Raw genomic sequence first — 24502 nt, forward strand, 5'->3', positions numbered from 1 at the left:
TTCTCCGAAGAAAAAGCAGGTTCTAACATATGTATGAAAAGTTGGCTTATCTTGTACAGTTGGCTGTCCAGGTTTTTCCATCTTTTATGTATAAGATTTTCAGATCGTTATTATCAATTCTGATGTACGATGTTGCGGTAGATCCTACCATAACCAGAGTGTTGTCCCCCTGTTTGTTAAATTCTACTCCGTTAAGATCCGGAATTCCGTTTGAGAAGGCAAAGTTGTACTTTGTACCGCTTGCAATTTTTGTTACAAATACACTTCCGTCATTGGAGCTGATGTTGTTGTCGCTGTCGTTGTAACCGACGCTGCCTTTGTAGGTTCCTGCGAAGAAGTCGTTGTTTGCCGGATCATCATCATCGCTGCATGATACTGCCGTGACTACAAAGAATAGTAATAGGAATGCTCCTAAAATTCTGATTGCTTTTTTCATAATAATATTTCTTTAGTGGTTGTAGAAGGACACATTCAAACGCAGTGCCATGTGGTAGGTATAAAAATTTTTTAACTTTATATTTGAAAAATTAGCAAAAAATTAAGAGTTATAGCGATTTTAAGGAAAATGTGTGCCTGTAAAACTTTATTCAGCATCTTAAAAGAAAAATATTTATCCTTATCTTTGTAAGGCTTAAACGGTTTCGGAAAACTCCCGAAATCGCTTTTGTCGTTTAGACCAAATTATCTATGCAATTAAAAACCATCAACGAAAAATTTCTTCCCGAGCTGCTTCTTAAAGAATTCGGAAAAGAGATTTTCTTTCAACTGGAAAATAATCAACATATTTCTGTAAAAGGAAACGCAGGATCTTCGGTTTCTATTTTTGTTGCCGAGCTGTTTCTTACGCAGAAGAAAACCATTCTTTATATTCTTGATGATAAGGAAGATGCATTGTATGCCAATACGGAAATGGAAGATCTGCTGGGAAAAGAAAAAGTGCTTTATTTTCCCGCGACTCATCTGGAGCCGTATCAGGTTGAAAAAACGCAGAATGCCAATCTTGTCCTGAGAACCGAAGTTATTAATAAAGTTACATCCGGAAAATCTCCTCGCGTTATCGTTGCGTATGCAGGAGCGCTGTCTGAAAAGGTTTTAAAAAAGGAAGATTTTAAGGCGATTTCGCATCATATAAAAGTAGGCGATCAGCTGGATTTTGATTTTGTGGATGAGCTGCTCAATCATTACCATTTCCAACAGGCGGATTTTGTTTCAGAGCCGGGAGAATTTTCTGTAAGAGGGGGAATTGTGGATGTTTTCTCGTTTTCCAATGAAAAGCCATACAGGATCACATTTTTCGGTAACGAAGTGGAAAGTATTAAAACCTTTGATATCGAAACCCAGCTTTCGATTGATAAGGTAAACGAATTTCAGTTGGTTTCCAATATGAATTTTACGGTGACGGGAAGTAGGGTTTCTTTGTTGCAACTGTTGCCGAAAGAAAGTTTTGTAATTTCCAAGAACGGAATTGTGGGAATGCAAAGGCTGAAAGCTTTCTACGAAAAATCATTAGAAAAATATGAAACATTAAGCAAAGATATTGCGCACAGATCTCCGCAGGAGCTGTTTATTTCAGATCAGGAATTTCTTTTTGATTATAAAAAATTCAAAACCGTAGATTTTGGAAGCGTTCCTATTGAAGGACTGATTGAATTATCCGAAATAAAAATTGATCAGACTTCGCAGCCATCTTTTCATAAAAATTTTGAATTACTGATTGAAGATATCGAGGAGAAGCAGAATGCAGGTTTTGAAACATGGATCTCATTCTCTACCGAAAAACAGAAAGAAAGGCTGGAATCTATTTTTGAAGAGCTTGAACACCAGCTTCCGTTCAAAAGTTTTAAATCTGAACTTCATGAAGGTTTTGTGGATAACGATCATAAAATTCTGGTCTACACCGATCACCAGATTTTCGACCGTTACCAGAGATACAAGGCTAAAAATACATTTGCCAAATCGGAGCAGCTTACCCTGAAAGATTTAATGTCTTTGAAAATTGGCGATTATATCGCTCACATCGACCACGGAATCGGAAAATTCATGGGACTGGTAAAGGTGAATAACGACGGAAAAATTCAGGAATGTTTTAAACTGACGTATAAAAACGGAGACTTATTATATGTAAGCATTCATTCTCTTCATAAAATTTCGAAATACAACGGTCCGGAAGGAAGAGAAATTGTGCTGAGCAAACTTGGATCGCCAACCTGGAAATCTTTAAAGCAGAAAACAAAAGCAAGGGTAAAACAATTGGCTTTTGATTTAATAAAATTATACGCTCAACGAAAATCGGCAAAAGGTTTTGCGTACACTCCCGATTCTTATCTGCAGAATGAGCTTGAAGCAAGTTTCCTTTACGAAGATACTCCGGATCAGGAAAAGGCAACCATCGACGTTAAAAAGGACATGGAAGCAGATACGGTGATGGATCGTCTCGTTTGTGGAGATGTCGGTTTTGGTAAAACGGAAGTTGCGATTCGTGCCGCGTTCAAAGCGGCGACAGATGGAAAGCAGGTTGCTGTTTTGGTTCCCACCACGATTCTGGCGTTTCAGCATTACAGAAGTTTTAAAGAAAGGCTGAAAGATTTTCCGGTGAATGTAGCGTATGTAAACCGTTTCAGAACAGCCAAGCAGAAATCTGAAACGCTTGCGGCTTTAAAAGATGGGAAAGTAGACATTATTATAGGAACACATCAGTTGGCAAGCAGCTCTGTAAAGTTTAAAGATTTGGGATTGCTGATTATTGATGAAGAACATAAGTTCGGAGTTTCCGTAAAAGATAAGCTGAAAACTTTAAAAGCTGATGTTGATACTTTAACATTAACGGCAACGCCAATTCCAAGAACCCTTCAGTTTTCTTTGATGGCGGCAAGAGATTTATCCGTTATTAAAACTCCTCCGCCAAACAGACAGCCTGTTGAAACACATTTGATTGGCTTTAGTGAAGAGATTCTTCGTGATGCCGTTTCTTATGAACTTCAGCGTGACGGGCAGGTTTATTTCATCAACAACAGGATTGAAAACCTGAAAGATATTGCAGGACTGATTCAAAGACTGGTTCCTGATGCGAGAGTGATTACAGGGCACGGACAGATGGAAGGAAAACAACTGGAGAAGAACGTTCTGGATTTTATGGAAGGAAAATATGATGTTCTGGTTTCTACAACCATTGTGGAAAGTGGAGTAGACGTTCCGAATGCGAACACCATATTTATTAATGATGCACAGCGTTTCGGGATGGCGGATCTTCACCAGATGAGAGGCCGTGTCGGGCGAAGCAACAGAAAAGCATTCTGTTATCTTATTACGCCGCCTTATGATATGATGACTTCCGATGCCAGAAAACGTCTGGAAGCCATTGAACAGTTTTCGGATCTGGGAAGCGGTTTCCAAATTGCCATGAAAGATCTTGAAATCCGTGGAGCCGGAGATTTACTGGGAGCGGAACAGAGCGGGTTTATTAATGAAATGGGGTTTGAAACTTACCAAAAACTGATGCAGGAAGCTTTGGAAGAGCTGAAAGACGATGAGGAATTTGAAAATCTTTTCGAAAATGAAGAAGAAAGGAACAAATTGTTTAAAACGACAAAAGACGTTAATATTGATACCGATCTGGAGCTGATGTTGCCGGACTGGTACATTTCAAATACTGAAGAAAGATTACTGCTTTACCAGAAACTTGCGGAAATTGATAGCGAAGAAAGTCTGACGAAGTTTGAATCTGAACTGATCGACCGCTTTGGGGAACTGCCGAAAGAAGCTGTAAATCTATTAAAAAGTGTAAGCTTAAAATGGCTTGCTGCAGATATAGGTTTTGAAAAGATTGTCATGAAAAACGGTGTGTTTCTGGGATATTTTCCGGGAAATCCTCAGGATAAGTTTTATCAGACCAATAAATTTAGAACCATCATTAATTATTTAACGAAAAATCCTAAGGAAGCACAGCTTAAGGAAAAGACCGGAAAGGAAGGCAATCAGCTGATGATGAGAAAGGATAAAGTAGGGAATGTGGATGAGGTAAATGATCTTCTGAAAATAATTCTGAAGAGCGAAGTGTAATTGATTGCATTGCCTGATATATTTTGCCGTGTTGTTGTACAATGCGGCATTTTTTATCCGGTATTCTGAAAGATAACTGACGGACAGTGCTTTACAATGGTAATGTTAAGAAAACTTAACATTAAAAAAAGATTAAAAAATATACCGGATGACATGATTTTTGTCGTGTTTTTGTTTTTATTCCTGATCGAAAAAATTGGAGTAAAAAAGGGATTTATTTTAGTCTTAAAAATTTATAAACCCTTCTATTTATCACTGTTTGTGGATAAATTGTTTAATTGGTAATTGTTTTTCCGGTTTATGTAACTGTTTTTATATTAATGAGATATATTTTTTTTGGAATACTAAGATTTTATAAAAATCAGCCTGTCTAATTACTCAATTAGAGACATTAATATAATATTTTATTCAAAATAATGGTAATCCTAACAGTTGTTAGTAGTAATAATTCTACTTTTTATTGAATGCTCACTATGTCGTAATTAGTTAATTTCTATCGGCTTACATTTTTCAACTCTACTTTCTGTGTTGTTTTTTATTTATCTTTGCAGTCCCTTATTATGAAAAAAACTATATATAGCTGTGTAGCCGGATTGTTGTTTTCTGTTACGGCTTACGCTCAGGTGGGAATTGGTACAAGTACCCCCAATGCTGTTCTCGATGTAAACGGGAAAACCACCTTAAGAAAAGAATTAAGAGTAGGAGGTACTTCTACTACGCTGGGTAATCCCGGTTTGAACGGACAGGTCCTGGTTTCTCAGGGTGAAGGTCTTGCACCAAACTGGAGATCGATCAATGTTACCTTTATGGAAGAAGGTCAGTATAAACTCATTAACTCGTATTTATCTTCCGATCAGGTGGGAATCAGTACGCTTTCTAACGGTGTTGCTGCAGACGGAATTTATAAAAATTCTGTCGGAAACGACATTACAGATGTTGCGAACGGGAAATGGGTAAAAATTGCCGGTCTTGAGAATAACTTCATCATTAAAAACGGAAGAAACAGGCTCACGTATCAGTTCCAGACAGGAATTGAAATGAAGGCTCCGGCTGCTACGACTTCTCAGAGTGTTACTTTTGCCTGCGGTATATTCCGAAACAATAAGCTGGTTGCGGTACGTCCGGATAAAATTACTTCTAACAACAATACCGAGAAAGGAGGTTTTCAGGATTATATCTTCACGCTGAACTATACTGAGCAGAATGTTCCTGTAGGTACACAGAAAATTGAGGTTGCCTGCAGAAAAATTGAATCTTCAGATGTCAATACTCAGTTTACCATCGGAAAAAATATCTCGAATTCAAACTCAATTTCCAACGCATTCAATCTTGAATCCGATTTTAAAGTGGATATTATTGAATATGTAACGTATAAAAGTAACTAATCTCACCAATGAAAAAAATATTTTTAATTTTCTGTATTTCTGCAGGAATTCTATCTTCTGCGCAAATTGGTATCAAAACTCCGACTCCAAAATCTACACTTGATGTAAATGGTGATGTTAATCTCAGAGATAAATTGTCTGTTTTCAATCCTACAGATAACAGTATTTCTCAGGGAAATAACGATCAGATATTGGTTTCTCAGGGAGCAGGAAATCCTCCAATATGGAAATCACTCCGTATTCCGGAATATGAACCGAATAAATTTTATTTAATTTTTAATAATTCCTTTTCAGATAAGACGGGGGTTACATTTTCCAGTACAGAAGAATCTAGCAACGGAGCAAGCAGATCTACGACTCTTGTAAAAGATACAAATTACAGCAGTCTTAATCAGTTTAAAAAAATAGCTTCTTTATCACAGCCATTCTTTGTATACAGTACAGAGAGTAAAACGTATTTCCAGTTTGAAACGGTGGTTCAGGCAGATTTTTCCGCAAATACTTCTCCGGATATTTCCATAGATTATGCGTGCGGAATTTTTGTAGACGACAAACTGGTTAATCTCAGACAGAGAAATCTGAAGGCAAGTAGCGCATCCAGCACATTTATCACCCATAACCAGATCGGGATGGTACAGAATCTTTCAAAAGGACAGCATACGGTAAGTGTGGCGTGTTCCAGATTAAAATCGTATAACACTTCGGCAAATTTAGGTATTGGAATTAACGTAGCCAGCAATATTGACAGCTTTATTACCCAGTCTTCGCTTAAGGTAGATGTTTATGAAATACCACAAGTATTTAATTCAATTTTAAACTAAATCATGAAAAAAATAGCTTTAGTAATATTTTCTGCGTTCTCAATAGGATATTATGCCCAAGTCGGTATAAAGACCACAACTCCAGTAGGTTTGCTTGATATCAACGGGGATCTGAACGTCAACAGAGAGATGAGAATGGGCGGAACAAACACTGTAAAAGGTTCTGCCGGAGTAGCCGGAACAATGTTTCATAATAATTCTGAACTTGGGGTAAATGACTGGAAGAGCATAAAAATTGCAGACGGACAAGGGAGTATGGCTTTATTTTCCATGAATACCGTTTCGGATCAGACAGGAGCTACTTTTAGCGGTGCTAATGGTTCTACTTCTCCTTATGCGGAAAATTCAGCAATTAATTCTAACTGGGTGGTACTTACGGGGACTCAGGATACGTATTCGGTAACCAATACAACCAATAAAGTAGTTTTCACATTTCAGACTACAGCACAGAAGACCAATAATTCGAATTCTTCTTCAGGATTTGCCTGCGGAATTTTTGTAGATGATGTTTTAAAAGCTGTGAGAACCGATGTTTTGATCGGGACAGACGGTTCTTATAAAATCTATAACATGAACGCAACGCTTACGAATGTAACTCCGAAAAATAATTATAAAGTGAAGGTTGCCTGTACAAAAAGGAATCTGAACAGCGGAACTCTGGGAATAGGAACAGCAGTGAATACCAACTTTCTGAATTCCGATATGTCTCAGTCTGTTTTAACAACGTCTGTTTTGCAGCCTTATTAAAAACAGATTATTTTTCATAAATTAGAATCTAAAAGCGAAAGTTTTTAGATTTTTTTATTTTAAAGTGATATTTATTTAATGATTTTAAGGCTCTGATAGGAGAAAATAAATTATATTTGACGGCATTAAAAATTAATAATATGACCAAAAATTACATCCTGTCCACTTTTGCTGCAATTGCCCTTGGTTTTGTGGTTTCTTGTGACAATACAACGGAAGATCCGCCGAATCAGAACAAGAATACAACATCCGGTACTACGATTACAGGACCCAGAATTTTATCTAAAGTAAACAATGGGACAAAAGATCTGGAGGAATATGTAACTACAGGAGGCGCGATTTCTCAGGTTTTTATCAGGGATGCCGGATCCAGCAATACGCTTACTTCTACCGTAACCTATTCAGGAACCACTATTTCTCAGATAAAAATTCAGGATAATGTAACTCCGCACGTTACGGATAATACTTACGCACTTACGTATACAAGCGGAAAATTATCTGCATTTACAATGGATCAGACCGTTATGGGGATGGCCAATCACAGTGATTTTACAGTATATTATGATGCGAACGGAGTATTGTACAGGATTGTTGAGAAGAAAAAAATGGCAGGAAGTACTTCCTATACTCATTATACGGAACTTAAATTTACCTTTTCGGCAAATAATATCGTAAAAGCAGATTACACCACGATGTTGATGAGCGGAGGAACTCCTACAGCTTCCACAGCATCTACCACTTCTTATCTGTATGAAAATTACGATACTAAAGTGAACCCTTACACTACGCTTCCGAAGGAATATTTTATGGTATCTTCCACTATGACGCAACTTAACGCTTACATGCTGTCTTCCAACAATGTAGGGAAAGTTACAATACAAAATCCTGCAGGAGCTGCCATTTCTTATCCTAAAGGGTATCTGTATGATTCACAGAATTATCCGGTTTCAGATCAGAGTCAGATAATTAAATACATCTATAAACCGTTATAAGAAGAATTATCTTTTAATAGTTTTATGATAATATGAATAAAAACGTGATTTTTATTCAAAAAAAAAATTATATTTGTGAAAAAATAAATAATCCCCTATTGGAATGAAACGACTTTTTTATTTTGTTTTACTATTGGTAGGTATTTCTACAATTCATTCTTGTAAAGATTTATTGGATGAAGACGGAAATCCTCTGGTGGATATTAATGACAATACAGGACTGAATGGTCCGAGAGCTTTATACAGAGAGATCACAGACTCAGATACTTTAGCAACCTACTATTACAATGGTCTGCAGTTATCGAAAGTAGTAACAGACAGTATGAACTCTACTACAGATTTAGCATGGAGCGGAGACAAAGTAAGCAGAATAGATTTCAAAGGATTTTTGGATCTTAACGGAAACGGAAAATTAGATAAAGACAGTGTTATCTTTACACAGCAGTTTACTTATGGAAGTACAGGAAGAATAGAAACCATTTCAGAAAACAGATCTTTCTTCAAGAGAAGTACTACAGCTCCATATACTCCTTTAGTACCGGGACCACAGACGCTTTACAAAAAGACAAAGACACTTTATACCTTAAAGTATGCTGCGGCAACGGCTAAACTGGATTCAATTATCATGAGAAACGGACCTGAAGCTTCAGGAACTCCATTTGTATATACCTCTTATTCAAAAACAAAATATGAATATGCAGGAGATAATGTTTCTAAAGTAACAAGAAATTACGGACCAATGGGTTCAACTGGTTCGTTTGGTTCTCCGACAACTAAGCTAGGATATGAGTTTACAAACTATGATACGAAAATCAATCCGTTTACTTTAATTCCGAATGCGTACAAAATTTCAAGACTGTTATCCACGGAAGCGAATGATGTAAAAAGCTGGATTTTGTCACCAAACAGCCCTCAGAGATATTCCGTTACGGATTTAGCAACACCAATTCCTACACCGGTTGTATTCTCCACGAATTACAACTACGATGCACAGACTTATATGCAGAAAGGATATGGTGTAAATTACATCTACAAACCATTGTAAAAATTTACAATTAAAATAATAAAAAACTCAATCTTCATGAAGGTTGGGTTTTTTTATTTGAAATCCTTTAATTTTGCAAAAAATTTCTCAATGAAATATTTAATAGTCGGTCTTGGAAATAAAGGCGCAGAATACGAAAATACACGTCACAATATAGGTTTTAAAGTTGCAGACAAATTAGCAGAAACCATGGAAGTTTCTTTCAATACTACCAATTTCGGCTGGATGGCAGATGGAAAATACAAGGGAAGAAGAGTCTTGGTCCTAAAACCGGATACTTACATGAATCTTTCCGGAAACGCAGTTCGTTACTGGATGCAGAAAGAAAACATTCCTCTGGAAAATGTTCTTATCGTAACAGACGATCTGGCTTTGCCTTTCGGAACCTTAAGACTGAAGGGTAAAGGCTCGGATGCAGGACACAACGGCTTGAAAAACATCAACGAAGTATTGCAGACACAGAATTATGCCCGTCTGCGTTTTGGAATTTCTGCCGATTTCTCGGAAGGAAGACAGGTAGATTATGTTTTGGGAACCTGGAATGAAGAAGAAAATGAAAAACTTCCGGAAAGAATTGAAAAATTCTCCAAAGCGTGTCTGTCATTTGTATTCGCAGGAATCAACAATACGATGTCTGCATTCAACGGAAAATAATTCTCCTAAAATAATATGTCAAAAACCTCTGGAAATGGAGGTTTTTTGTTACTTGTACACCACAATATCTTTTATGATTTTCTTTTCGAAGAAGTTTCTTTCATTAAGCGTAAAACGATAATTATGTTCCTGCTCAAAAAATTCTATCGGAGTTACAGGAGCCGTGTCAGCTTTCCATTTAATCACAAAACTTACTTCATTAGGAGAATTTACCTCTTTATCTGAAAACCTGAAAATTGTACTCGGAAGAGCATTTTCCTGATCTTCTTTAATGTCGGATTTTGCTTTCTTAAACTGAAGCTGCGTCATGTCTTTCAGCAATAAAGAAAAAGGTTTTCCAATGTATTTTTGCTTATTGGTTTCAAATTTTTTGGCATATGCTAAAGTATCCGAAACTGGTTTTTGAGCATGCAGATCTGTAATAAAAAACAAAATACAGGTTCCCCAGAATATTTTCATCAGTATTTTCATGAAAAGAATAAAATTTAATAATCAAAAGTAAGATTTTATATACTTTGGTAATCATTTTCTTTGAATTTTTTCTAAAACTGTTTAAATAAAACAAAAGACCACCGAAATCCGATGGTCTTTGCGATTGTACTCTTAAAGCTAATTTCCAATCAATTTATCTAAACTATAACATTTCTTATGCTAACCAGGTTACAACGCCTGTTTCTACATCATAATTGGCTCCCACGATCTTAATTTTTCCTTCTTCTTCAAGTTTTCTAAGAGTAGAACTTTGCTTACGGATATCATCAATCGCATTAATTACGTTATGCTGATTCAGTCTTTCCAAAAGATCTGCATTGGCAGAAGAACGCTCTTCTCCTTCTTCGATAATATCGTTGATGATCGGGTTGAAATGATTGATCAGGTGGTTAAGGTTATCCATTCCCAAACCTTCGATTTTTGCTGCATCAAGACCGCCTTTTAAAGCGCCGCATTTTGTGTGTCCTAATACCACGACAAGCTTAGAACCGGCAACATTACAACCGAATTCCATAGATCCTAAAATATCCTGATTAACGAAATTTCCCGCAATTCTGATGCTGAAAATATCTCCCAATCCCTGATCGAAGATAAGTTCTGCAGAAGTACGGCTGTCGATACAGCTTAATACTACCGCAAAAGGCCATTGTCCTTCACGGGTTGCGTTTACCTGCTCCAAAAGATCTCTGTTAGCCTTTAAGTTATTTACAAATCTCTGGTTTCCTTCCTTTAAAAAGTTTAATGCTTTTTCAGGAGTAATCGTCGATTGCGTTTCGGATGTATGTGCTTTCATATAATTTTTATTAAATTGAATTTTTTAAAGGTATAAAATTTATTGTTTTGAGCTTACATTGCTCTTTTATGCGTAACTAAAATGTGAGATTCTTCGTCTCTTTCATAATCTCTGTAAGACGTTTTAAATCCTAATAATTCAACCGTAATGTCTTCTTCTTTTGCACGGATATTGGCAAAATCCTGAATCATTTCCAGAACATCGGTTGCTATATAAGATGTTTCTCTTGCATCAATAATTACTTTAGAATTCGGTTGAATGTTTTTCAATGTTTTTTTGATAGCCGCTTTATTCAGGAAGGAAACTTCTTCCGCCAGTTTCATTTTTATTTCATCTGCATCATCCAGCTTCTCACGGCTTAAATAATAAGCTCTCTTCATATTTCCCTGAAGAATATAGAATACTGAAATTGCAAGACCTATTCCAACGCCTTTTAATAAATCGGTTGCCACAACAGCCACCACCGTTGCAATGAAAGGAATGAACTGAAACTTTCCTAAATGCCAGAAATGTTTAAACGTAGCAGGTTTTGCCAGTTTATAACCTACCATAATTAAAACTGCTGCCAAAGTCGCCAGTGGAATTAAATTTAAAACCACAGGAATAGACAGAACGCAGATCAGCAATAAAATTCCATGAATAATGGTTGATAATTTTGAAGTCGCTCCCGAATTGGCATTTGCCGAACTTCTTACCACCACAGAAGTCATCGGAAGTCCTCCGATGAATGAACTGATTAAATTTCCGATTCCCTGAGCTTTTAGTTCCAGATTGGTATCGGTAATTCTTCTCTGTACATCCAGTCTGTCGGAAGCTTCAATACAAAGCAGGGTTTCAATAGAAGCGACAATAGCGATTGTTGCTCCTGCAATCCACACTTTCGGATTGGTGAATCCGTTAAAATCCGGCATCGTCACAAGATTTTTAAAATCATCAAAAGACTGGGGAACCGGTAAGGAAACCAAATGCTGGGTCTGGATTTCCAATGAACTTCCTGTCATTTTAAAGATCTGGTTCAGGATAATTCCTGTTACAACGGCAACCAAAGCTCCGGGAAGCATTTTAATTCTTTTAAGAGCCGGAACTCTGTCCCAGGTAATCAGAATCGCTACCGAAATTAAAGTGATGATAATAGCACCCGGCTGAATCGCTCCGAATAATTCTGTAAAATATCCGAAATTAAGACCATTGTCGAATATAGATTCATGTCCTTCATAATCCTTATCAAATCCCAAAGCGTGGGGAATCTGTTTCAGGATAATGATAATTCCGATTGCGGCAAGCATTCCTTCGATAACGTTATTAGGAAAATAATTGGAAATACTTCCCGCTCTTATAAATCCTAAAATCAATTGAAGCAATCCTGCAATGATTCCGGCACAAAGAAAAAGTTCGAATGCGCCAAGATCTGTAATGGCAGTTAAAACAATTGCCGTTAATCCCGCTGCAGGACCTGAGACGGAAATATTCGAATTACTGATGGATCCTACAACAAGACCTCCTACGATTCCGGCGATGATTCCGGACAAAGGCGGGGCTCCAGAAGCCAATGCGATCCCTAAACATAAAGGAAGCGCTACTAAAAATACCACGAGTCCTGAAGGGAAATTCTCCTTAATTCCTCCGATTAATGATGTTTTTTTCATGATGAAAATGCTGTGAATAGTGATCTGTTTTTATGAACAGACCGTTGTAAAGTTTGGAAAATGTAATTTTTAAAGCACGTGTTTATTCAATATCAATGGTATGACAAAGAATAGCTATCAAAAAAATCTAACGGTAAAAATTACGCTTCCGGAGGCGGAGAAAATATGGTAAGCAATGGAGACAGATGAAAAGAATCGTCTATCAGTACAAACGATCTGTCTTCCAGTGAGGGGTCATAAAACTTCAGATAATCGAAAACATCCAGAGTTTTAGGAAGTGTTTTTTCGTAAACTATAAAAGTTGAGGGGTGGGAATGTGGCTCTTCTTCATTAATTACTACATTGGTTCTTGTAAGATCCCAACCGAAAACTGCGGCAATACTCGGTAAAGCCGTAAAGTTGAGAAAAAACAGTAATGTAATAATACTCCAGAGTTTCATTTTACATTCTTTATATAAAAATTATTTGGTCTTTCTGCTCATTACCCAGTCTGAGCTGGTAAGGTTATAAATTTTCTGGATATCTTTTAATATTTTCTCAAAATCGATCTCCAGATCGATGATTTTTCCGGTTCTCAGATCGAAAACCCAACCGTGAACTACGGGATATTCCTCTAAAATATATCTTTCCTGTACACACGCCATTTTGATAACGTTAATGCACTGTTCCTGTACGTTAAGTTCTACCAGTCTATCGTAGCGTTTGTCTTCGTCTGTAATAGAATCCAGTTCAGCCTGATGCAATCTGTATACATCGCGGATGGTTCTTAACCACGGATTCAGCAATCCTAAATCCTGAGAAGTCATCGCTGCTTTTACGCCTCCGCAGTTGTAATGTCCGCAAACAATGATGTCTTTTACTTTAAGGTGTTCCACGGCATACTGAATAACGGCTGTAGAACTCATATCCAGAGTATTCACCACATTGGCAATATTTCTGTGGACAAAAACTTCTCCCGGTTTGGCTCCCATAAGTTCTTCTGCAGTCGCGCGGCTGTCTGAACATCCGATGTAAAGATAATCCGGATGCTGGGTTTTGGCAAGATCATGAAAAAACTCCGGGTTTTCCGCGATTTTAGACTCTACCCATTTTCTGTTGTTTTCAAAAATAGCTTTGTACGACTGTGACATAAGAGCTTTTTAAAGGATTAATTATTTATTTGGTTTAAATTATTTTCAAAATCAATAGACCAAATCGATAATGATACAAAAATATAATTTTTGATGAGATTCTAAATACTTTTAACAAAGTTTAATATTAAAATATGCTTAAAATCATAAAAGAGATCATTAAATTATGTTTTTTATATGGTTTGATGATTCTATGATAAAATTACAAACAATTTGATGACGATAGCTAAAATATTTTTATTTATCAGATCTTATTATTAATATACTCTTCAGTTGCGTTTTCGGATTCATAAATTTTTGCTGGATTGCCCATCACGACAGAATTTTCAGGGACATCAAAATTTACGTAGGCATTTGGCGCGATAAGAACATTGTTTCCGATGGTAATTCCTCCCACGATAACGGCATTGGTTCCAATCCATACTTCATCTCCAATGGCTGGAAATCCCTGATTTTTCCCACGATTCTGCTGTCCGATGGTTACGCCTTGTGCAATATTACAGTTTTTTCCGATTTTAGCATTGGGATTAATCACAAGACTTCCCCAATGTCCCAGATAAAAACCTTCCCCGATTTCTGTTTCGGGATAGATCTGGAAGCCGTACTTAATCTGATAATGTCTTAAAACCAGTTTCCAGAAAATATTCAGCAACGGCGTTTTTAGATATTGCTGGCTCTTTCTTAAAACATAAATAAAATGAAGATTCGGATTGATGCATTTTGCCCAGATCTGAAATGGAGAAAGCCATTTTCCGCTTTCCCGGTAAAAATCTTTCTGAAGAATGGAATAGTTTTCTGCCATACCACAAATGTAATAATTCTACAGGTTTAAATTTTTAATCAGTTACAATTCATCCACAATAGAAACAATTTTGCTTACGGAATTTTTCAGATTAAAAGGCATTTCATAATTCATAAGTCTTTCCGAATATTTGTTGAAAAACTCAGGTTCAGATAATGCTTTCTTCATTCCGTTATAAATTCCTTCTTCAGAATTTTCCACAATGAGACCCAATTCACCATCGTTTAACATTTCATTGGCTCCGGAAACGTCAGTAGAAATAATTTTCTTTTTCAGGGTAATGGCTTCAAAAAGAACTGTCGGAAAGCCTTCGTATCTTGAGCTTAAAATATAAAAATCAGCATTTTTAAAATAAGGATAAGGATTGTCTGTAAATCCTAACATGGTTGCTGTTTGATCGACACCAAGCTCAGATTTTAATTTTTTAATGTTTTCAAAATCATATCCGTCGCCGACGATTAAAACTTTGTGCTGAAAACCTTCATTCAAAAGTTTTTTATGAACTTTCAATAACCTGTCAAAACCTTTTTGTGGAAAAACAGTTCCTACTGAAATAAAGGTAGGAACATCCTGATCAAACTGATAGTTTACAACTGGAAGGTCTGCTTTGGCAAGAAACTCTTCGGTGTCTAAAGGATTGTAGATCTTTACAATTTTTTGTTTTTCAGTTTCATTTTTTGCCAGACTTTGGAAAAGCTGCTCTATCTTTTCAGAAATCACCATAATTTTGTCAAACCCAAAAAACTTACGGATCTCATCGTTGGTATAGCCTTTCACCTGTGAAAGATCATTGTGAATCCAGACAATTTTTTTTGAACTTTTTAAAGGAGATCCTAAAATTTCATCCCGCATCCCATGAATGGCAGCAAACTCTATGTCGTACTGCTTATTCTTTAATTTACCCTTATAAAGAAGATTCGGGAATTTTTTAAGGATCTTTTCATGGATTACACGCGCTGCTTTTCTGGGGATTTCATGAGGACGGTTGGTCGTAATCATTTCGCCTTGATGAAGATGCAGAATATTGATCCAGCCGGGAACTTCAGGCAGATATTTTCCTGAATTCAGATTCAGCAGCAAATCAATCTCATACTTATCGGAAGGCAGATTTTTCAAAAAAGTCACCAAAACTTTTTCTGCTCCGCCATGACGCAGAGAGCCTATACGGATGAGAATTTTCTTTTTTTCAGCCATTTATTTCTTTACGGGTTTGTAAACATGAGGAATGTTTTCTTTAATGTAAGCTTCAAGTTTTGCTCTTTCAGGCTCCAGTTCTCTCGGGTACATTACATTGTTTTCCAGTGCTTTATCTCCATATTGTTCCACCGTGCAAATAAATTTTGCCGGAGTTCCGGCATAAACAGAATTGTCGGGCATACTTGAATTGAGTACAGAACCGGCTCCCAAAATACAATTGTCTCCCATCTGTGATCCGGGAAGAAAAATACAGTTGTTTCCTACAAAACAGTTTTTCCCCAGCTTTATCCTTCCAAAATTTCTTGCATCCTGATATTTTTCCATACTTCGGATGACATACATTGCGCCGTCATGATTAATAAATTTGCAGCCCGCCGTAATTTTTGTTCTGTCGCCGATTTCAATTAAAAAAGGTTCTGAACCAAAATCCGGAGCTTCAACAAAAATTACATCTTTCCCCACCTTCAGTCCTCTCGCAACAGAAATTTTAATATAAATCTTCTGAATGATCTTTTGATAGGTGGTATGAATTTTCAGAATAAGACGGTAAAGGAAAATCATTGTTCTTTTTTTGCTAAATTAATAATGATATTTTCTACAGCATTAAAAATCTTCTGATTATCAAACTGTTCTTCAATATTGATGAGATTTTTCTTGATTTCGGCAATTAATTCGGGTTCTGTAAGAAATTTTTTCATGGATTCATACATCTCTTCCGTTTCATAATTGATGAGGTAGCCTGTCTTTCCGTGTTCTATCATTTCAGGAATTCCTCCTACGTTGGTTGAAATAATTGGTTTTTGAAGGATCAGACTGTCGGCAATAATCAGAGGCCAGCTTTCAGATTCCGAAGGAAGAATGAAAAAATCTGCATTTTTTACATATGGATAAGGATTCAAAGAAGATCCTAATAATTTAAAACTGTCCGTTACTCCCAATTCTTCCGATTGTTTTTTCAGGTTATTCATTTCCTCGCCGTCGCCGATTATGATGATATGATGATCGAAACCATCCTTCAGTAATCTTGCGTGCGCTTCCATGAGTTTATGAAAACCTTTTCGGCTGTGAAGTCTCGCAACAGAAACGAAAACAGGTTTGTTTGGTAAGTCAGGTTTAAAAGCTAAAGCTTTCTGTTTTAATTCATCAATAGGAATCGCATTTAAGATAACCTGATTTTCGGGAATTTTAAGATCAGGATACGTTTCTATTAAAATATCTTTCGTTTGCTGAGATCCAAAAATAAAATAGTCAAATTGAGGAATCTGCTTTAAAATTTCAGGAACCAAAGGCTGAAGTTTCGGCAGAGTAATATCGGAGTGAAACCAGCCTATTTTTTTTGATTTTTTATTAACAGAATGGAGAACCGCAGAAAAAGCAGCGTAAGTAGGAGCTATTTCTACATCATATTCATCATTAAGAATTTTCTGAGCGATGGAAGGATTTCTCAAAGCATTCTGAAGTCTTAATTTTCTTTTTGCTAACTGTAGTTTTTGGATAAGCGGATTTTTTGAAAGATCTTCTCTGCCTTCTGTAAGATAAAATTTTCTTACATGAGTGGGAATTTCATTTCTCAGCTCTCCCTGATTCATATTTAAACAGATCGTCATGTTGAATGTATCTTTGTTAAGATGATTCAACATACTTAAAACTACTTTTTCCACACCGCCCATTTCCATAGAACGATGCCTGAAAAGCACTTTTATTTTATTATTTTTCGTCATTAACTAAAGATTTGTTGGGCAAATATGATCAGTTTCTTTTTAATTTTAAATGAAAGTGAATTCTGATATTCCAAAAGAGTGTAAATTTCCTGAGAACTGTTGTATTCTTTCGGGATTGTCTTTCCGTTTATGGAAGATAACTTTCTGCGTTTCATGGTATTGAAAATGACTTTGGCAAAATATTCCCTTGATTTGGGGCGGTTGTCATTTTGAGAAATACCTCCGGAATGAAGCCTGTAAAGATAATTTACCTCGTTAATAAATTTTACCTTACCTTTTTCATACATTTTTAAATATAAATCCTGATCTTCAGCAATCTTCATTTCCGTGTTCATTTTTTCCGTCTGATTATAAATGCCCTTTCTGAAACACACGAAATGCACAATATTTACAGGGCAGTTGAAAAAAAACGGACTGTTATTAATAACCTGCTGAGCGATTTTAGGAACCTCCAGAATTTTCAGATTTTCATCACATTTTGCAAATTTGCTGTAAGTAAGAACAACATTTTGTTGCTTTTGAAAAATTTTTATGCTTGAAGAAAGCGCATTCGGTGTAATAGCGTCATCAGGATCTACAAAGCCGCAAATATCACCTTCCGCCAGTTCAATCAGTTTGCTTTTTGTGATTCCTACACCGCTGTTTTCTTCATTTCTGTAAATTTTAAAACGTTCATCACTGCTTATTAATTTTTTAATTACCTCCACGGAATCGTCTGTAGAAGCATCATCCAGAATAATCACTTCCCAGTTTTTATAATCTTGTGCTATAATAGAATCATAGCATTCTTTAAAGAATTTTCCATTGTTGTAATTGGCAATCAGAACAGAAAACTTCATCTTATTGTGTTAATAAATTTTTACAAAGATAATTATATCCTAAAGATAACAGAAAAATCTTTATTTTTGTGGCTTAAATTTAACACAGTGAGCGAAATATCCAGAGTTCTCAAAACGTTTATAGCCTATCTTAAAAGACCGGATCTTTACCCTGAATTAGGGCGTAAAATTGTAAAAAATACCGTAAACCGGGGAAATGCCTTTAAAGGCAAAGAAAAAACAAATTCCTGGGCTGCCTCCAGAGCGGTTTCTCAAAAGCAGGCGGTTTCTCAGCTTTTCGGGATCGAAATTGATCCTTTTCAGAAAGATTTCGCTGAAATTTTAAAAGATTCTGAAAGAAGACAGAATGAATGCCCGATTAAAATGGGAGGAGCGGGAGCTTTAGAACTGATTTATTATTCCTGCGAGTTTACCCATGCTAAAAATGCAGTGGAAACCGGCGTTGCATATGGATGGTCTTCTTTGGCAGCATTACTTTCCTTAACTAAGAGAAACGGAACATTATACAGTTCGGATATGCCTTATCTGGCGCAGGATGGCGATCAGTATGTAGGATGTATTGTACCTGAAAGTCTTACCTCCAACTGGAAATTATACCGTTTTGCGGATAGAGAATCTCTTCCTAAAATTTTTGCCGATAACGCATCTTTTGATGTAGTGCATTATGATTCTGATAAGAGTTATAATGGCAGATTCTGGGCTTACAACGAGCTTTACCTGCATTTGAGAAAAGGTGGAGTTTTCATTAGTGATGATATCGGAGACAATTCTGCCTATCAGGATTTCTGCGAAAAAAATAATATCGAAACTACAGTAGTAGAGTACGAAGGAAAATACATTGGTGTTTTTGTTAAATAAAAACTTTTAAGTGTATTTTTGATTCGTGAAAATTAGTCAGATTACATTTACAAGATTTCTTGCTGCCCTAGCAATTGTGATTTTCCATTATGGTGAAGGTGCTCTTGTTTATAAAATAAAATATATTTCGGAGATTTTTGCTAAGGCGAATATTGGAGTAAGTTATTTTTTTATTCTTTCGGGATTTATAATGATTGTTGCGTATCATTCCAAAGAAAAAATAAATTACATTGATTTTTACCGCAACAGGGTCGCAAGAATTTATCCACTGTATGTAATCGGACTGATTTTGTATTTATTTACACGATCTCAGGAAACTGCTTTTTTCTCGATTATTGCATATTTGTCTGGTGTTCAGAGCTGGCTTCCCGGCAAAGCTTTAATTTTGAATTTTCCGGGATGGTCGATTTCTGTAGAATTTTTCTTTTACCTGATTTTTCCTTTTTTGTATAATTATATTTACTCAAAAAATTATAAATTCATCTGGATTACTGGTGTTCTCATCTGGATTGCCACTCAGGTTTTTTGCAACTACTTTATGTTTTCCGGATTGTATGAAGGAAGATTTTCCAAAAGTCACGATTTTATTTCTTATTTTCCGTTATTGCATATTAATGAATTTTTAATCGGAAATCTCGCAGGAATATTTTTTGTTAAAAATTTTAAACAGAAAAACTATGACTGGGCGATATTTCTGGTTTTCAGTTTAATATTATTTTCCCTGCTGTTTGTACCTCTATATTATCATGATGGATTAATGGCTGTGTTTTTTGTTCCGCTGATTGTTTTAATCTCTCTGAACAATGGTTTTTTAACCAGAATAATGTCTATAAAGCCTTTGGAATATATGGGAGAAATCAGCTATGCCATCTACATTGTTCACATTCCTGTTCTGTTTATTTTAAGGTCGTTTTTGTGGGATTATTTCAGAATCTATGATAGAAGTATCATCTTTTGGATCTATATTCCTGTTTTAATAATTATTTCAGGCATTTTTTATCAATTGATAGAAAAACCCTGCAGAGATTATTTAAAGAAGATAAAATTCGGATAAAAATATTTACTTTTGTTAAACATAAATGAATAAATTATGACAGAAATGCTGTTCCCTTTTCCTATTTTCGTTCCTGATAATAGCTGTTTATCAATATATTCTGCATAAGTTTTTCTTAAAATCTTCAATTTAAAAGAATACTATGCTATTTAATTCTATTGGTTTTCTAATTTTTCTGCCAATCGTTTTTATACTTTATTGGTTTGTTTTTAATAAAAAGTACCAACATCAGAATGTACTTGTTCTGGTAGCAAGCTTCTATTTCTATGCCTGTTGGGACTGGAGATTTCTTTTTCTGCTGATGTTTTCTATCGGGCTGGATTTTGTTTCCGGTATTATGATCGAAAAAAGCAAAAGCAAAAAAGAATCCACATTTTGGTTAGCACTCAGTATTATTATAAATCTGGGCTTTTTAGGTTTTTTCAAATATTATAATTTTTTTATAGAAAGTTTTTCAGAACTTTTAGGAAGTTTTGGTTTCCACATCAATATCTGGCTGTTAAAAATAGTCCTCCCTGTTGGAATTTCTTTTTATACGTTTCATGGTCTTTCTTATGTGATTGATATTTATAAAAAGAGAATTTCTGCGGAGCGGAATTTTATAGATTATGCTGTTTTTGTAAGTTATTTCCCTTTATTGGTAGCGGGACCTATTGAAAGAGCAACCCACCTTTTGCCACAGATTCAGAGAAAAAGGACATTTAATTATGAACAGGCTGCAGACGGAATGCGGCAAATTCTCTGGGGCTTTTTTAAGAAAATGGTTATTGCAGACAATTGTGCGCCTCTGGTAAATGAAATTTTCGCACATTATCACACCGAAAGTGCCAGTAATCTGGTTTTGGGAGCCATACTTTTTGCTTTTCAGATTTATGGTGATTTTTCGGGGTATTCTGATATTGCTCTTGGAGTTTCCAGACTTTTTGGAATAGAGCTTCTGAAGAATTTTGCTTTCCCTTACTTTTCAAGAGATATTGCAGAATTCTGGAGAAGGTGGCATATTTCGCTTTCTTCATGGTTCAGAGATTATCTTTATATTCCTTTAGGAGGGAGCAAGGGCGGACTGATAATGAAGATCCGCAATACTTTCATCATTTTTTTAGTCTCGGGTTTCTGGCATGGAGCCAACTGGACATTTATTATCTGGGGCGGATTGAATGCTTTGTATTTTATGCCTCTTTTACTGATGGAGAAAAACCGGCAAAATCTTGAAGTTGTTGCCATGGATAAATTTTTACCTTCTTTCAGGGAGATTTTTCAGATTTTAATTACCTTTTCTCTTACCTGTTTTGCATGGATTTTTTTCCGCGCGGCATCTGTTTCTGAGGCTGTTTCTTATATTGGAAAAATTTTTAATAAGACGATTCTTTCAGTTCCTCCTCATTTTCCATATAAAGTAATGGCTCTTATTGGAATAATGCTTATTGTTGAATGGCTCAACAGAAGCCGCTTTCACGGTTTGGAAATTGAAAGATTTCATCCGTGGCTGAGAAGAGCTATGTACGCAGTGATTATTTTTATCATTTTCCGTTATGCTAATTTCGGGAATAATGAATTTATTTATTTTCAGTTTTAGTATGAAAAAATTTTTATTCAAATTATCATTTTATCTGGTAGGCTGTGCTGTCGTCTTGGCTGTTCTCGGCTCTTTCGCAGATGGAAATACAGACGATAATTATATGCATTTCGCAGTAGAAAAGCCTGAAAATATTATTTTGGGAGATTCCAGAGGTTCTCAGGCTGTTCAGCCGGATATTTTAGAAGGTAAGCTTCATAAAAAGTTTGATAATTTCGCCATCAATGTCGTTCAGTCACCTTACGGAAAAGTTTATCTGGAAGCTCTAAAAAGAAAAATTAAACCGAATACAAAAAATGGCGTTTTTATACTGACTGTTGATCCCTGGAATTTATCTGTCAATAAATCATTTGATGAGTCTAAAGATTTTCCGGAAAAAGAAAATTCTCCATTAGGAAATATGTACAGCTATGATATGTCGCCTAATTACGAATATCTTTTAAAGAATTATCCAAGAAGCTGGTTTAAAATTTTTAGCGAAAGAGAAGAATCGGGAAGATCCAATACTTTTTTACATAAAAATGGATGGCTTGAAGTAAATGTAAGCATGGAAAAAGATTCTGTACAAAAAAGAGCAGAAGCCAAGCTGAAATTTTACAAAGAAGATCTTGCTAAAACACAGAAAATATCTGCAAAAAGAATTCAGGCACTGGAAGATATGATTACATTTCTAAAAGATAAAGGAAGTGTATATCTTGTAAGAATCCCTGCTTTGGGTGAAATTATGAATGTTGAAAACAGATATAGTCCTGATTTCAGTCAACGTATAGAAAATATTTCAAAAAGATATCATGTAGTGTACTTTGATTTTTCTTCAAAAGCTGAAGATTATATTTATACAGATGCAAACCATATGTACAAAGAATCCGGAAAAGTTTTTACCTCACAGATCGCGGATTCTATACTTATAAATTCGAAACATTTAAAATAAATATTCTCTGAAATTGATATTGTAAAGTCCGGAGCGAATGCTTCTGTAGTCTGTAAAAAGATACTTGGTAATCATTCCCCATTTTTTAAGCGTTGGAGCAAGAGCTATTTCGTAGCTTCTGTGCATTCTTTTGATGTGTAATTTTATATCTTCCGGAATGGTGTTTTCCTTCTGTGCCCATTCGTTTACTTCTTTCCACAGCAGAACCCGGGTTATGGCAGGATTTACTTTTTTAGAATCTACTGCTGTAATTCTGTTACTCTCGTGAACGCCTCTCATGGCAACCGCTTTATCCAGAATTCCCGGATAAAGATCAAGATAATAAGATAATCTGAACAAGAATTCTGTATCCTGATGAAGCCTTAAATGCGTTTTGAAAAAAGGATTGAGCTTTCTGACCATAGATTCTCTCCTGATCGTTAAACAATCGATACTGAAAAGCCCAAAGCTTCCTCTCATATTGAGCTGACCCGGAAAAACGTCTTTGGGATCGTGCTTCTTATAAACGGTAGTTAAATTATCCTTAAAAAGGCTGTAATACTGTTCTTTTGCTTTTTCAGAATAGTAATGAACTCCTAAAGCACCATAAACACCTTCTACTTTTGGATCTTTAAATAGTTCTTTTTCGGCATCAAAACGGTTGGGCAGATAATAATCATCTGCATCCAAAAAAGCAATAAAGTCTCCGGTAGCTTTTTCCAGTCCTAAATTTCTTGTTTTTCCCGCTCCGTGATTTCCTTTGTCGGGATGCTGAAAAAGCTTTACCCGATCATATTTTTCTGCTAATTTTTCACATACTTCTAAAGCATTATCCGGAGATTGGTCTTCAATTAAAATAACCTCATATACTTCCTCAAACTGAAGAGCGGATTCCACAGCCTGAGTTATATATTTTTCGGCATTGTAAACGGGAGTTATGACGGAGATTTTCAATTTAGCTCTATGTTAATTGGTTTTATAATCCAGTTGTCCTGGAATACATTTGCAAAATCACTTTTCTGAATAATTTTATTATGTACTCTGCTGTATATTTCAAATTTATTATCATTGAAAAAATTGTACAGATCTTCAGGAGTATAGGAGCCTTCCTCAGAAATCCACTGTCTGTCGTATTCCAGAAAAATTACAGGTCTGTTTTTCAGGATAATTTCCTTATTTCCCAGAATTACTACTGCTTCATATCCTTCAACGTCAATTTTCATGAGATCAAAACGAGTTTCCCCAATAATATTTTCCAGTGTATCTGTTTTTACGATGATTTTATTGGTATGCTCATTGGCTCTGTCTATAAAAGAACTTGCTCCCGCATGATCCTCAATAAAATTGAATTCCTTAGTTTCTTTTTTATTGCTGATTCCGAGATTAAAAGTTTTTATATTCTGAATATTATTTTTAGCAATGCTTTTATTAAATTGTTCATATACTTTGGGGATAGGTTCAAAAGCATATATTTCCTTACAATATGAACTTAATATCAAACTGTGCTGACCGATGTTTGAACCAATATCCAACATTGTTTTGCCTTTATTCAGCTCGTTATACATATCATCGATAATGTCTTTTTCGTAAATACCATTCTTAAAGATCATCATATCGACATACCCGAATTTTCTGTTCAGAATAATCTTGGTTTCTTTTTCTCTGTATTTTATGGTATACGTGGTAACGCTGTCGAGGTAAGAGATATTGAGTTTTCTTTTAACAAAATTGAAAATTCCTTCTCTAAATAGAACATTACTAAATTTTTTTACTGTATTCAT

At 35.6% G+C, this 24502-nt stretch carries 24 protein-coding genes; 11 read left to right on the forward strand and 13 right to left on the reverse strand.

Annotated features, from left to right (window positions below; genetic code table 11):
- Window positions 1-46: 46 nt before the first annotated feature.
- Window positions 47-436 (reverse strand): hypothetical protein, encoded by a 390-nt coding sequence (locus tag PFY09_RS14535; RefSeq protein WP_076391667.1) that lies wholly within the window; start codon window positions 434-436, stop codon window positions 47-49.
- A 251-nt stretch (window positions 437-687) separates the two neighbouring features.
- Here PFY09_RS14535 and mfd point away from each other — a divergent pair, with 251 nt between their 5' ends.
- The 7 genes from mfd to pth all read left to right on the forward strand — a co-directional run bounded on the left by mfd (window position 688) and on the right by pth (window position 9703).
- Window positions 688-4059 carry a transcription-repair coupling factor gene (gene mfd / locus PFY09_RS14540; RefSeq protein WP_271160179.1) on the forward strand — a complete coding sequence of 1124 codons (3372 nt, stop codon included), beginning with the start codon at window positions 688-690 and terminating at the stop codon, window positions 4057-4059.
- Between the two features lie 560 nt (window positions 4060-4619).
- Window positions 4620-5444, forward strand: coding sequence for a hypothetical protein (locus tag PFY09_RS14545; protein WP_271160180.1), 825 nt, complete (start codon window positions 4620-4622; stop codon window positions 5442-5444).
- A gap of 8 nt (window positions 5445-5452) precedes the next feature.
- Window positions 5453-6265 carry a hypothetical protein gene (locus tag PFY09_RS14550; protein ID WP_271160181.1) on the forward strand — a complete coding sequence of 271 codons (813 nt, stop codon included), beginning with the start codon at window positions 5453-5455 and terminating at the stop codon, window positions 6263-6265.
- Between the two features lie 3 nt (window positions 6266-6268).
- Window positions 6269-7012, forward strand: coding sequence for a hypothetical protein (locus PFY09_RS14555; RefSeq protein WP_076391677.1), 744 nt, complete (start codon window positions 6269-6271; stop codon window positions 7010-7012).
- A gap of 140 nt (window positions 7013-7152) precedes the next feature.
- A complete protein-coding gene (locus tag PFY09_RS14560; RefSeq protein ID WP_271160182.1) occupies window positions 7153-8004 on the forward strand; it encodes a hypothetical protein in 852 nt (283 codons plus the stop codon).
- 103 nt (window positions 8005-8107) lie between these two features.
- Window positions 8108-9049: a hypothetical protein gene (locus PFY09_RS14565; RefSeq protein ID WP_271160183.1), complete on the forward strand. Its 942-nt coding sequence runs from the start codon at window positions 8108-8110 to the stop codon at window positions 9047-9049.
- Window positions 9050-9139: 90 nt separating this feature from the next.
- Window positions 9140-9703 (forward strand): aminoacyl-tRNA hydrolase, encoded by a 564-nt coding sequence (pth, locus tag PFY09_RS14570; RefSeq protein ID WP_076391683.1) that lies wholly within the window; start codon window positions 9140-9142, stop codon window positions 9701-9703.
- 48 nt (window positions 9704-9751) lie between these two features.
- On the opposite strand, the gene PFY09_RS14575 is transcribed toward pth, so the two are convergent.
- From PFY09_RS14575 to PFY09_RS14620, 10 genes are all read right to left on the reverse strand, one after another.
- Window positions 9752-10174 carry a hypothetical protein gene (locus PFY09_RS14575; protein WP_271160184.1) on the reverse strand — a complete coding sequence of 141 codons (423 nt, stop codon included), beginning with the start codon at window positions 10172-10174 and terminating at the stop codon, window positions 9752-9754.
- Window positions 10175-10349: 175 nt separating this feature from the next.
- On the reverse strand, window positions 10350-10988 hold the full coding sequence (locus PFY09_RS14580; protein ID WP_076391687.1) for a carbonic anhydrase family protein: 639 nt from the start codon (window positions 10986-10988) through the stop codon (window positions 10350-10352).
- A gap of 53 nt (window positions 10989-11041) precedes the next feature.
- Window positions 11042-12634, reverse strand: a complete 1593-nt coding sequence (locus PFY09_RS14585; RefSeq protein WP_271160185.1) for a SulP family inorganic anion transporter — start codon at window positions 12632-12634, stop codon at window positions 11042-11044.
- Window positions 12635-12774: 140 nt separating this feature from the next.
- The gene (locus tag PFY09_RS14590; protein WP_271160186.1) at window positions 12775-13074 is read right to left on the reverse strand and encodes a hypothetical protein; all 300 of its coding nucleotides are present in this window, start codon (window positions 13072-13074) and stop codon (window positions 12775-12777) included.
- A gap of 21 nt (window positions 13075-13095) precedes the next feature.
- Window positions 13096-13764 carry a carbonic anhydrase gene (locus tag PFY09_RS14595; RefSeq protein ID WP_076391693.1) on the reverse strand — a complete coding sequence of 223 codons (669 nt, stop codon included), beginning with the start codon at window positions 13762-13764 and terminating at the stop codon, window positions 13096-13098.
- Between the two features lie 244 nt (window positions 13765-14008).
- Window positions 14009-14566 (reverse strand): serine acetyltransferase, encoded by a 558-nt coding sequence (locus tag PFY09_RS14600; RefSeq protein ID WP_271160187.1) that lies wholly within the window; start codon window positions 14564-14566, stop codon window positions 14009-14011.
- Between the two features lie 42 nt (window positions 14567-14608).
- Entirely contained in the window at window positions 14609-15760 is a 1152-nt protein-coding gene (locus PFY09_RS14605; RefSeq protein WP_271160188.1) for a glycosyltransferase, read from the reverse strand.
- Entirely contained in the window at window positions 15761-16324 is a 564-nt protein-coding gene (locus PFY09_RS14610) for an acyltransferase (protein WP_087708728.1), read from the reverse strand. It lies immediately after the preceding gene.
- A complete protein-coding gene (locus PFY09_RS14615) occupies window positions 16321-17484 on the reverse strand; it encodes a glycosyltransferase (protein ID WP_271160189.1) in 1164 nt (387 codons plus the stop codon). Before PFY09_RS14615 ends, PFY09_RS14610 begins: the two co-directional genes overlap by 4 nt.
- On the reverse strand, window positions 17484-18323 hold the full coding sequence (locus tag PFY09_RS14620; protein ID WP_271160190.1) for a glycosyltransferase family 2 protein: 840 nt from the start codon (window positions 18321-18323) through the stop codon (window positions 17484-17486). Before PFY09_RS14620 ends, PFY09_RS14615 begins: the two co-directional genes overlap by 1 nt.
- Window positions 18324-18410: 87 nt before the next feature.
- Between PFY09_RS14620 and PFY09_RS14625 the strand changes: the two genes are divergently transcribed.
- The 4 genes from PFY09_RS14625 (at window position 18411) to PFY09_RS14640 (ending at window position 22742) form a co-directional block, all read left to right on the forward strand.
- Window positions 18411-19181, forward strand: a complete 771-nt coding sequence (locus PFY09_RS14625) for a class I SAM-dependent methyltransferase (protein ID WP_271160191.1) — start codon at window positions 18411-18413, stop codon at window positions 19179-19181.
- 25 nt (window positions 19182-19206) lie between these two features.
- Window positions 19207-20235, forward strand: coding sequence for an acyltransferase family protein (locus PFY09_RS14630; protein ID WP_271160192.1), 1029 nt, complete (start codon window positions 19207-19209; stop codon window positions 20233-20235).
- Window positions 20236-20377: 142 nt separating this feature from the next.
- Complete coding sequence (locus PFY09_RS14635) at window positions 20378-21811, forward strand: MBOAT family O-acyltransferase (RefSeq protein WP_271160193.1); 1434 nt, start codon at window positions 20378-20380, stop codon at window positions 21809-21811.
- A gap of 1 nt (window position 21812) precedes the next feature.
- Window positions 21813-22742, forward strand: coding sequence for a hypothetical protein (locus tag PFY09_RS14640; RefSeq protein WP_271160194.1), 930 nt, complete (start codon window positions 21813-21815; stop codon window positions 22740-22742).
- On the opposite strand, the gene PFY09_RS14645 is transcribed toward PFY09_RS14640, so the two are convergent.
- Window positions 22734-23675, reverse strand: a complete 942-nt coding sequence (locus tag PFY09_RS14645; RefSeq protein WP_271160195.1) for a glycosyltransferase — start codon at window positions 23673-23675, stop codon at window positions 22734-22736. The genes PFY09_RS14640 and PFY09_RS14645 overlap by 9 nt on opposite strands.
- The gene (locus PFY09_RS14650; protein WP_076391713.1) at window positions 23672-24502 is read right to left on the reverse strand and encodes an FkbM family methyltransferase; all 831 of its coding nucleotides are present in this window, start codon (window positions 24500-24502) and stop codon (window positions 23672-23674) included. Before PFY09_RS14650 ends, PFY09_RS14645 begins: the two co-directional genes overlap by 4 nt.

Origin of the sequence: Chryseobacterium gambrini, from assembly GCF_027920505.1 — a bacterium.
In the GTDB taxonomy this organism is placed as follows: domain Bacteria; phylum Bacteroidota; class Bacteroidia; order Flavobacteriales; family Weeksellaceae; genus Chryseobacterium; species Chryseobacterium gambrini.

Coding starts and splice junctions, on each gene's coding strand:
- PFY09_RS14535 (WP_076391667.1), bottom strand. CDS start 436: ATGAAAAAAGCAATCAGAATTTTAGGAGCATTCCTATTACTATTCTTT.
- mfd (WP_271160179.1), top strand. CDS start 688: ATGCAATTAAAAACCATCAACGAAAAATTTCTTCCCGAGCTGCTTCTT.
- PFY09_RS14545 (WP_271160180.1), top strand. CDS start 4,620: ATGAAAAAAACTATATATAGCTGTGTAGCCGGATTGTTGTTTTCTGTT.
- PFY09_RS14550 (WP_271160181.1), top strand. CDS start 5,453: ATGAAAAAAATATTTTTAATTTTCTGTATTTCTGCAGGAATTCTATCT.
- PFY09_RS14555 (WP_076391677.1), top strand. CDS start 6,269: ATGAAAAAAATAGCTTTAGTAATATTTTCTGCGTTCTCAATAGGATAT.
- PFY09_RS14560 (WP_271160182.1), top strand. CDS start 7,153: ATGACCAAAAATTACATCCTGTCCACTTTTGCTGCAATTGCCCTTGGT.
- PFY09_RS14565 (WP_271160183.1), top strand. CDS start 8,108: ATGAAACGACTTTTTTATTTTGTTTTACTATTGGTAGGTATTTCTACA.
- pth (WP_076391683.1), top strand. CDS start 9,140: ATGAAATATTTAATAGTCGGTCTTGGAAATAAAGGCGCAGAATACGAA.
- PFY09_RS14575 (WP_271160184.1), bottom strand. CDS start 10,174: ATGAAAATACTGATGAAAATATTCTGGGGAACCTGTATTTTGTTTTTT.
- PFY09_RS14580 (WP_076391687.1), bottom strand. CDS start 10,988: ATGAAAGCACATACATCCGAAACGCAATCGACGATTACTCCTGAAAAA.
- PFY09_RS14585 (WP_271160185.1), bottom strand. CDS start 12,634: ATGAAAAAAACATCATTAATCGGAGGAATTAAGGAGAATTTCCCTTCA.
- PFY09_RS14590 (WP_271160186.1), bottom strand. CDS start 13,074: ATGAAACTCTGGAGTATTATTACATTACTGTTTTTTCTCAACTTTACG.
- PFY09_RS14595 (WP_076391693.1), bottom strand. CDS start 13,764: ATGTCACAGTCGTACAAAGCTATTTTTGAAAACAACAGAAAATGGGTA.
- PFY09_RS14600 (WP_271160187.1), bottom strand. CDS start 14,566: ATGGCAGAAAACTATTCCATTCTTCAGAAAGATTTTTACCGGGAAAGC.
- PFY09_RS14605 (WP_271160188.1), bottom strand. CDS start 15,760: ATGGCTGAAAAAAAGAAAATTCTCATCCGTATAGGCTCTCTGCGTCAT.
- PFY09_RS14610 (WP_087708728.1), bottom strand. CDS start 16,324: ATGATTTTCCTTTACCGTCTTATTCTGAAAATTCATACCACCTATCAA.
- PFY09_RS14615 (WP_271160189.1), bottom strand. CDS start 17,484: ATGACGAAAAATAATAAAATAAAAGTGCTTTTCAGGCATCGTTCTATG.
- PFY09_RS14620 (WP_271160190.1), bottom strand. CDS start 18,323: ATGAAGTTTTCTGTTCTGATTGCCAATTACAACAATGGAAAATTCTTT.
- PFY09_RS14635 (WP_271160193.1), top strand. CDS start 20,378: ATGCTATTTAATTCTATTGGTTTTCTAATTTTTCTGCCAATCGTTTTT.
- PFY09_RS14640 (WP_271160194.1), top strand. CDS start 21,813: ATGAAAAAATTTTTATTCAAATTATCATTTTATCTGGTAGGCTGTGCT.
- PFY09_RS14650 (WP_076391713.1), bottom strand. CDS start 24,502: ATGAATACAGTAAAAAAATTTAGTAATGTTCTATTTAGAGAAGGAATT.